7 protein-coding genes are annotated in these 6,256 nt (G+C 76.7%); 5 read left to right on the forward strand and 2 right to left on the reverse strand.

The genetic code is table 11. From position 1 onward, the window contains the following. Nucleotides 1–23: 23 nt before the first annotated feature. Entirely contained in the window at nt 24–1,004 is a 981-nt protein-coding gene (locus tag FB00_RS16285) for a Nif3-like dinuclear metal center hexameric protein (protein WP_082141414.1), read from the reverse strand. Nucleotides 1,005–1,095: 91 nt separating this feature from the next. On the opposite strand from FB00_RS16285, the gene FB00_RS16290 reads away from it, so the two are divergent. From FB00_RS16290 to FB00_RS16310, 5 genes are read left to right on the forward strand one after another with little or no spacing between them, the layout of a single operon-like run. Beyond that, entirely contained in the window at nt 1,096–1,563 is a 468-nt protein-coding gene (locus FB00_RS16290; protein ID WP_082141415.1) for an ArsR/SmtB family transcription factor, read from the forward strand. Further along, nucleotides 1,560–3,272 carry a SulP family inorganic anion transporter gene (locus FB00_RS16295; protein WP_047233958.1) on the forward strand — a complete coding sequence of 571 codons (1,713 nt, stop codon included), beginning with the start codon at nt 1,560–1,562 and terminating at the stop codon, nt 3,270–3,272. The genes FB00_RS16290 and FB00_RS16295 overlap by 4 nt, the downstream gene beginning before the upstream one ends. Before the next feature lie 20 nt (nt 3,273–3,292). Further along, nucleotides 3,293–3,682 (forward strand): hypothetical protein, encoded by a 390-nt coding sequence (locus FB00_RS21265; RefSeq protein ID WP_052877734.1) that lies wholly within the window; start codon nt 3,293–3,295, stop codon nt 3,680–3,682. A 29-nt stretch (nt 3,683–3,711) separates the two neighbouring features. Further along, complete coding sequence (locus tag FB00_RS16305; RefSeq protein WP_047233959.1) at nt 3,712–4,620, forward strand: helix-turn-helix domain-containing protein; 909 nt, start codon at nt 3,712–3,714, stop codon at nt 4,618–4,620. Next, nucleotides 4,586–5,074: a VOC family protein gene (locus tag FB00_RS16310; RefSeq protein WP_231581902.1), complete on the forward strand. Its 489-nt coding sequence runs from the start codon at nt 4,586–4,588 to the stop codon at nt 5,072–5,074. Before FB00_RS16305 ends, FB00_RS16310 begins: the two co-directional genes overlap by 35 nt. A 58-nt stretch (nt 5,075–5,132) precedes the next feature. Here the strand turns inward: FB00_RS16310 and FB00_RS16315 are convergent. After that, nucleotides 5,133–6,256, reverse strand: a 1,124-nt coding sequence (locus FB00_RS16315; RefSeq protein WP_047233961.1) for a bifunctional 3'-5' exonuclease/DNA polymerase, incomplete at its 5' end; no start/stop codon positions are given.

Consider the following 6,256-nt stretch of genomic DNA (forward strand, 5'->3'; position numbering starts at 1 on the left):
GGCCGGCGTGCAGGGTCGGGGCGTCAGGCGGACGGGGCGTCGGGGTCGGGCCGGTCGGAGCGCGGGTCCGCGGGCGCCGACGCGATCCGCGCGGTCCACGGGTCGGTGACGAGCGTGCTCACGCGCGTCTCGACGACCGTCCCCGGCTGCGCGCGCTCGAGGGCGCGCGCGAGGTCCTCGGCAGCGTAGCGGAGCCACGGCCACTCGGAGGCATAGTGCGGCACGTCGACGAGGAAGGGCGTGCCGGCCTCGCCGTCGCCCTCGAGCCGGGCGCGCTCGCGCAGCTCGGAGACCGGGTGGTGGCGCAGGTCGGACGTGAGGTAGACGTCGGCGCCGCTCGCGCGGACGGCGTCGAACAGCGAGTCGCCCGAGCCGCCGACGACCGCGACGGACTCCACGGTCGCGTCGAGGTCGCCCGCGACGCGCACGCCCTGCACCGTCGGGGGAAGGGCCTCGGCGACACGCTGCGCGAAGCCGCGCAGCGTCGTCGGCTCCGCCAGGCGCCCCACGCGGCCCGTCCCGGTCGACGCCGCCTCGTGCGGGGACGGCGCCGGGTGGGCGACGAGCGGCACGCGGTGCAGCAGGTCGAGGACGTCCGCGAGCGCGTCGGCGACGCCGCGCCCCGCCGCGTCGGCGTTGGTGTGCGCGACGTACAGGCCGCACCCGCCCCGGATGAGCCGGTGCACCAGCGAGCCCTTGAACGTCGTCGCCGCGACCGAGTGCACGGGCCGCAGGAACAGCGGGTGGTGCGTGACCAGGAGGTCCGCGCCCCAGGCGAGCGCCTCGTCCGCGACGTCCTCGACCGGGTCGACGGCGAACAGCACCTTGCGCACGGGCGCGCCCGGGTCCCCCGCCACGAGCCCGACGGCGTCCCAGGCCTCCGCCGTCGACGGCGGGTACAGCTCGTCCAGGGTCCGCACGACGCGGCCGAGCGTCGGGTGCGCGGCGCCGTCGGCCTCCGGCTCGGTCGACGTGCCGGTGCTCGGGTCGGGCGCGACGGTCATGGCGGCAGGCTATCCCGCGCGGGAGGCCCGGGTGCCGTCCGACGTGGTTTGATGGATTGCGCAATTCATCAAACCGTTGCTCGGAGGACCCGTGCCCCGCACCCCCCGCCCCGACCGGCCCGACGCCGACGCGCGCGGCGACGGCGCCCGGGGAACCGACGAGACCGCTCCCCTCTACCGCATCAAGGCCGAGCTCTTCCGGTGCCTCGCCCACCCCACCCGCATCCAGGTGCTCGAGGTCCTCGCGGCCGACGCCGACCACACCGCGCCCGTGTCCGACCTGCTGGACGTCACGGGGTGCGAGCCCTCCCAGCTCTCCCAGCACCTCGCCGTGCTGCGCCGGGCCGGGGTCGTCACCTCGACCCGCAGCGGCAACGCGGTGGAGTACCGCCTCGCCGAGCCGCTCGTCGCCGAGCTCCTCGTCGTCGCGCGTGCGTTCCTCCTCTCGAACCTCGCGGGCGCGTCCGACCAGCTCGACGCCGCGCGACGGCTCCCCGCCCTGCCGGGCGCGTCGGCGCGGGCCGTGCTCGACGCGACCGCGTCGAACGCCTCCGCATGAGCCGCCTCGCCGCCGTCCGCGACCTGCTCCCGCGACGCTCCGACTACGACCTGCGCCCCCGGACCCTGCGCGCCGACCTCCTCGCGGGCGTCACCGTGGGCGTCGTCGCCCTCCCGCTCGCGCTCGCGTTCGGCGTGAGCTCCGGCGTCGGGGCGGCAGCCGGGCTCGTCACCGCGGTGATCGCGGGGATCGTCGCCGCCGTGCTCGGCGGGTCGAACCACCAGGTCTCCGGACCGACCGGGGCCATGGCCGTCGTGCTCGCGCCGATCGTCGTCACCCACGGGCTGGGCTCCGTCGCGCTCGTCACCGTCCTCGCCGGGCTCGTCGTCCTCGTCGCGGGGCTCGCCCGGCTCGGGCGCGTCGTCACGTACATCCCCTGGCCCGTCGTCGAGGGCTTCACGCTCGGGATCGCCTGCATCATCTTCCTCCAGCAGGTCCCGGCCGCGGTCGGGGTCGAGGCCGCCCCTGGTCACAACACGTTCGTGACCGCCGTCGGGGCCGTGCGCACCGCGGTGACCGACGTCCCGCCCGCCCCGGTCCTGTGGACGCTCGGGTGCGTCGCGCTCGTCGCCGCGACGATGCTGCTGCTCCCCCGCGCCCACGCGGCGATCCCGGCGTCGCTCGTCGCGGTCGTGCTGGCCACCGTCCTCGTCGAGGCGTTCGGCGCCCCCGTCCCGCGCATCGGCGCCCTGCCCTCGTCCCTGCCCGCGCCCGTCCTGCCGACGTTCACCCCCGGCGCGCTGCGCGACCTCGGCGGCGCCGCCCTCGCGATCGCCGCGCTCGCGGCCATCGAGTCGCTGCTGTCCGCCCGCGTCGCCGCCTCCATGGTGCAGACCGGGTCGCCCGGGGGCTCCGTCTACCAGCCCGACCGCGAGCTCGTCGGGCAGGGCCTCGCGTCCGTGGCCAGCGGCCTCTTCGGCGGCATGCCCGCCACGGGTGCCATCGCCCGCACCGCGGTCAACGTGCGGTCCGGCGCCCGCACGCGGCTCGCGGCCGTCGTGCACGCCGTCGTGATCCTCGCCGTCATCTACCTCGCCACGGGCCCGGTCTCCCGGATCCCGCTCGCCGCGCTCGCCGGCGTCCTCATGGTGACGAGCTTCCGGATGATCGGCGCCCGGACGATCCGCTCGGTGGTCGGCGCCGGGCGGTCGAGCGCGGCGACCTTCGTCGTCACCGCCGTCGTCACCGTCGCGTTCGACCTCGTGCAGGCCATCGAGATCGGGATCCTCGTCGCCGCGTTCTTCGCGCTGCGGACCGTCGCCCGCGCCTCGGCCGTGCACCGCGACCCCCTCCCCGGGCCTGCCCAGCCGGGCGACGAGCACGTCGCGCTCTTTCGTCTCGAAGGCTCCATGTTCTTCGGCGCCGCGGACCGCGTGCTCACCGAGGTGACCGACGCCTCGTCGCACGACGACGTCGCGGTCGTGGTCCTGCGGCTCTCCCAGCTCCGCATGGTCGACGCGACCGGGGCCAGGGCGCTCGGCGAGCTCGTCGAAGGGCTCGAGGCGCGCGGCGTGACCGTGCTCGTCAAGGGCGTCCAGGAACGGCACCGGTCGCTCCTCACGAACGTCGGGGCGCTCGCGGAGCTCCGCCACGAGAACCACCTCTTCGACACGCTCGACGACGCGATCGAGCACGCGCGCTCGCACGTGCGTCGCGCCGCCCGGGGCACGGACGTCCCCCCGGTGCGCGGGCTGCGCCCGTCGACCTGACCTCTCGATACGATGCGCCGATGCAGCGCAGGGCGGGCCGTCGTGCCGGGGTCGCCGGTGCGGCCGTCGGACTGGTCCTCCTGGTCGTGTGGCTGCTCGGTCCCGTCGTCTGGGTCGAGCTCGAGGAGGCGGGCACTCCCCCGGTCCCGGCCTTCCCCGACGGCGTCCAGGTCGTCGACGAGGGGACGGGCTGCGGGTCGGGCGGCTGCTGGCGCGAGCTGACGCTCTCGTGGCCCGGGCACGACCGCGACGCCGTCCGTGCGCGGGTCGGCCTCGACGAGGCGGGGCGGCGGTGCGACGCGATGTCGGTCCTCGACCGGCGGGTCCGGTGCGTGTGGGAGGTCGACGACGAGGCGTCCGGCGCCACGCTCCGCGTCGACGTCGGGTGGCACCGTCCGCTCGGGCTGTGAGCCGTACGCGCGGCGTCTAGCGTGGTCGGATGCACGAGTTCGTGCGAGCCCGGTCGGACGCGCTGCCGACCGGCGTCGTGTCGATGGTCGGGTACCGCCTGCGGACGGAGACGACGGACGGCGCGCCGTCCGTCCACCGCGGCCTCCCGTCGCCGTGGCTCACGCTCGTCGTGAGCACCGCGGGCGTCGTCCCGACGTCGCCCGGGCCGGACGCCGTCCCGGTGCGCTACGAGTCGCTCGTCGGCGGCCTGCACACGCGCCCGGCCCTGATCCACCAGCCGCGAGAGCAGGCGGGCGTGCAGCTCGCGCTCGACCCGCTGGCCTGCCGGGGGCTGCTGGGCGTGCGCGCGGGCGACCTCGGCCTCGTCGAGGACGGCGACGCCGTCCTCGGCCCCGCCGCCGCCCGCCTGCGCGAGCAGGCCGCCGAGGCGGGTTCGTGGGCCGCCGCGTTCGACGCCGTGCGCGTGGCCTTCGCAGCCCCGGCGGACCCACCCCGCGGCCCCGGAGCCGTGCCCGTCCGCGGCGAGGTGCGCGTCGAGGTCGCGGAGGCCTGGCGCCTGCTCGTCCGCACCCGGGGTCGGGCACGCGTGCGCGACGTCGCGCGGCACGTCGCTCTCGGCGAGCGCCAGCTCGAGACGCTGTTCCGGGCCGAGCTCGGCGTCACGCCCCGGGCGGCGCGCGGCCTCGTGCGGTTCGACGCCGCCCGCCGCCAGGTGCAGCGCCTCGCCCTCGGCCGGGGCTCCCGGACGCTCGCCGACGTCGCCGCGCAGACCGGGTACGCCGACCACTCCCACCTGGTGCGCGACTTCCGCCGGTTCGCGGGCACGAGCCCGACCGGCTGGGTGCGCGAAGAGCTCGGGAACATCCAAGCCGGGGGCCACACCGACGGGCCAGGGTGGGGGCATGAGCATCCACGAGAGCACCCGCACACCGACTGACACCTCCGGCACGCCCGCGGCGCCGCCCCCGGTGCCCGACGCGCCGCCGACACCGTGGGTCTGGCCCACCCTCCAGGCGCGCGACGCCCGCAGCCTCGTCGCGTTCCTCACCGACGTCGTCGGGTTCGTCGCGACGGCCGTCATGGCGGGCGACGACCGCGACGTCGCCCACGCCCAGCTCGACTGGCCGCACGGCGGCGGGATCATGCTCGGCAGCCACTCCCCCGACCGCGAGTGGTCGCGCGAGCCCGGGACCTGCGGCACGTACGTCGTCGTCCCCGACGACGAGATCGAGGCGCTCGACGCCCGGCTCCGCGAGCGCGCGCCGGGTGCCGGGGGACGCGTCGTCGTCCCGCTCCGGGACACGGACTACGGGAGCCGCGAGCTCGTGCTCCAGGATCCCGAGGGCAACCTGTGGCCGTTCGGCACCTACCGCGGCGAGCCGCGGCGCTGACGCCGTCGGGCGACGGCACCACCGGGCGACGGGTCCGCCGCGGCCCGTCGCCCGTTCCTCACTTCGCCTCGGCGTAGTGGTCGACGAGCGCGACGGTGAGCGGGAAGTCGACCGGGAACTCCCCGAAGAGGAGGCGCCCCGCCTCCGCCGCGGCCGCGCGGACCTCGTCGGCCACCGCCTCGGCGAGCTCGGCCGGCGCGTGCACGACGACCTCGTCGTGGAGGAAGAACACGAGGTGCGCCCGGTCGGCGAACGGCGCGGGCGCGGCGCCCGGGGTCGATGCGACGGGCAGGTCCCACAGCCTGCGGCGGATCGAGGCGAGCCAGCACAGCGCCCACTCGGCCGCCGTGCCCTGCACGACGAAGTTCCGCGTGAAGCGCCCCCACGCCCGGGTGTACGACCGGGCACGCGCCTGCGCGTCCGCGCCCGTCCGGCCGCTCTCGACGTCCACCGCGCCGCCCTCCTCGACCGCGTAGGCACCCTCCTGGGCCGCCTGCCACGACTCGCCGGGTCGTGGCGAGCTCCGCCCGAGGAGGGTCGACACGACCTGGCCACGCTCGCCGGCCTGCGCGGCGCGCTCCACGAGGCCGATCGCGTCGGGGAACGCCTTCGCGAGCCGCGGCAGGACGAGCGCGCTGTCGCCCGTCGTCCCCCCGTACATCGCGCCGAGCATGCCGACCTTCGCGTGGTCGCGCGTCGCGACGGCTCCCGAGGCGACGATGCCCGCGTACATGTCGCCCCCGCGCCCCGCCGCCGCCATGCGCTCGTCGTGCGCGAGCCCGGCCAGCACGCGCGGCTCGAGCTGCGCGGCGTCGGCGACGACGAGCTTCCAGCCCGGGTCGGCGACGACCGCGCGGCGCACCTGCTTGGGCAGCTGCAGCGCCCCGCCGCCGCTCGACGACCACCGGCCCGTGACGACGCCGCCCACGACGTACTCGGTGCGGAACCGCCCGTCGTGGACCCAGGTGTCGAGCCAGGACCAGCCGTTCGCGGTGAGGAGCCGCGAGAGCTTCTTGTACTCGAGCAGGGGCTCGACGACGGGGTGGTCCGTGCGCTCGAGCTCCCACTTGCGCAGCGACCGCACGCCGACTCCCGCGTACTGGAGCGCCTTGAGCAGGTCCGGGTGCGAGTCCGGGTTGAGGGTCGGCGGCGCGTCGAGGGCCGCGCGGATGCGCGCGACCA

The sequence above is a fragment of the Cellulosimicrobium funkei genome (assembly GCF_001019615.1).
In the GTDB taxonomy this organism is placed as follows: Bacteria; Actinomycetota; Actinomycetes; order Actinomycetales; family Cellulomonadaceae; genus Cellulosimicrobium; species Cellulosimicrobium cellulans_E.

Excerpts from the sequence above, each read along its gene's own strand:
- FB00_RS16285 (WP_082141414.1), bottom strand. The coding sequence starts at position 1,004 with ATGACCGTCGCGCCCGACCCGAGCACCGGCACGTCGACCGAGCCGGAG.
- FB00_RS16295 (WP_047233958.1), top strand. The coding sequence starts at position 1,560 with ATGAGCCGCCTCGCCGCCGTCCGCGACCTGCTCCCGCGACGCTCCGAC.
- FB00_RS21265 (WP_052877734.1), top strand. The coding sequence starts at position 3,293 with ATGCAGCGCAGGGCGGGCCGTCGTGCCGGGGTCGCCGGTGCGGCCGTC.
- FB00_RS16305 (WP_047233959.1), top strand. The coding sequence starts at position 3,712 with ATGCACGAGTTCGTGCGAGCCCGGTCGGACGCGCTGCCGACCGGCGTC.
- FB00_RS16310 (WP_231581902.1), top strand. The coding sequence starts at position 4,586 with ATGAGCATCCACGAGAGCACCCGCACACCGACTGACACCTCCGGCACG.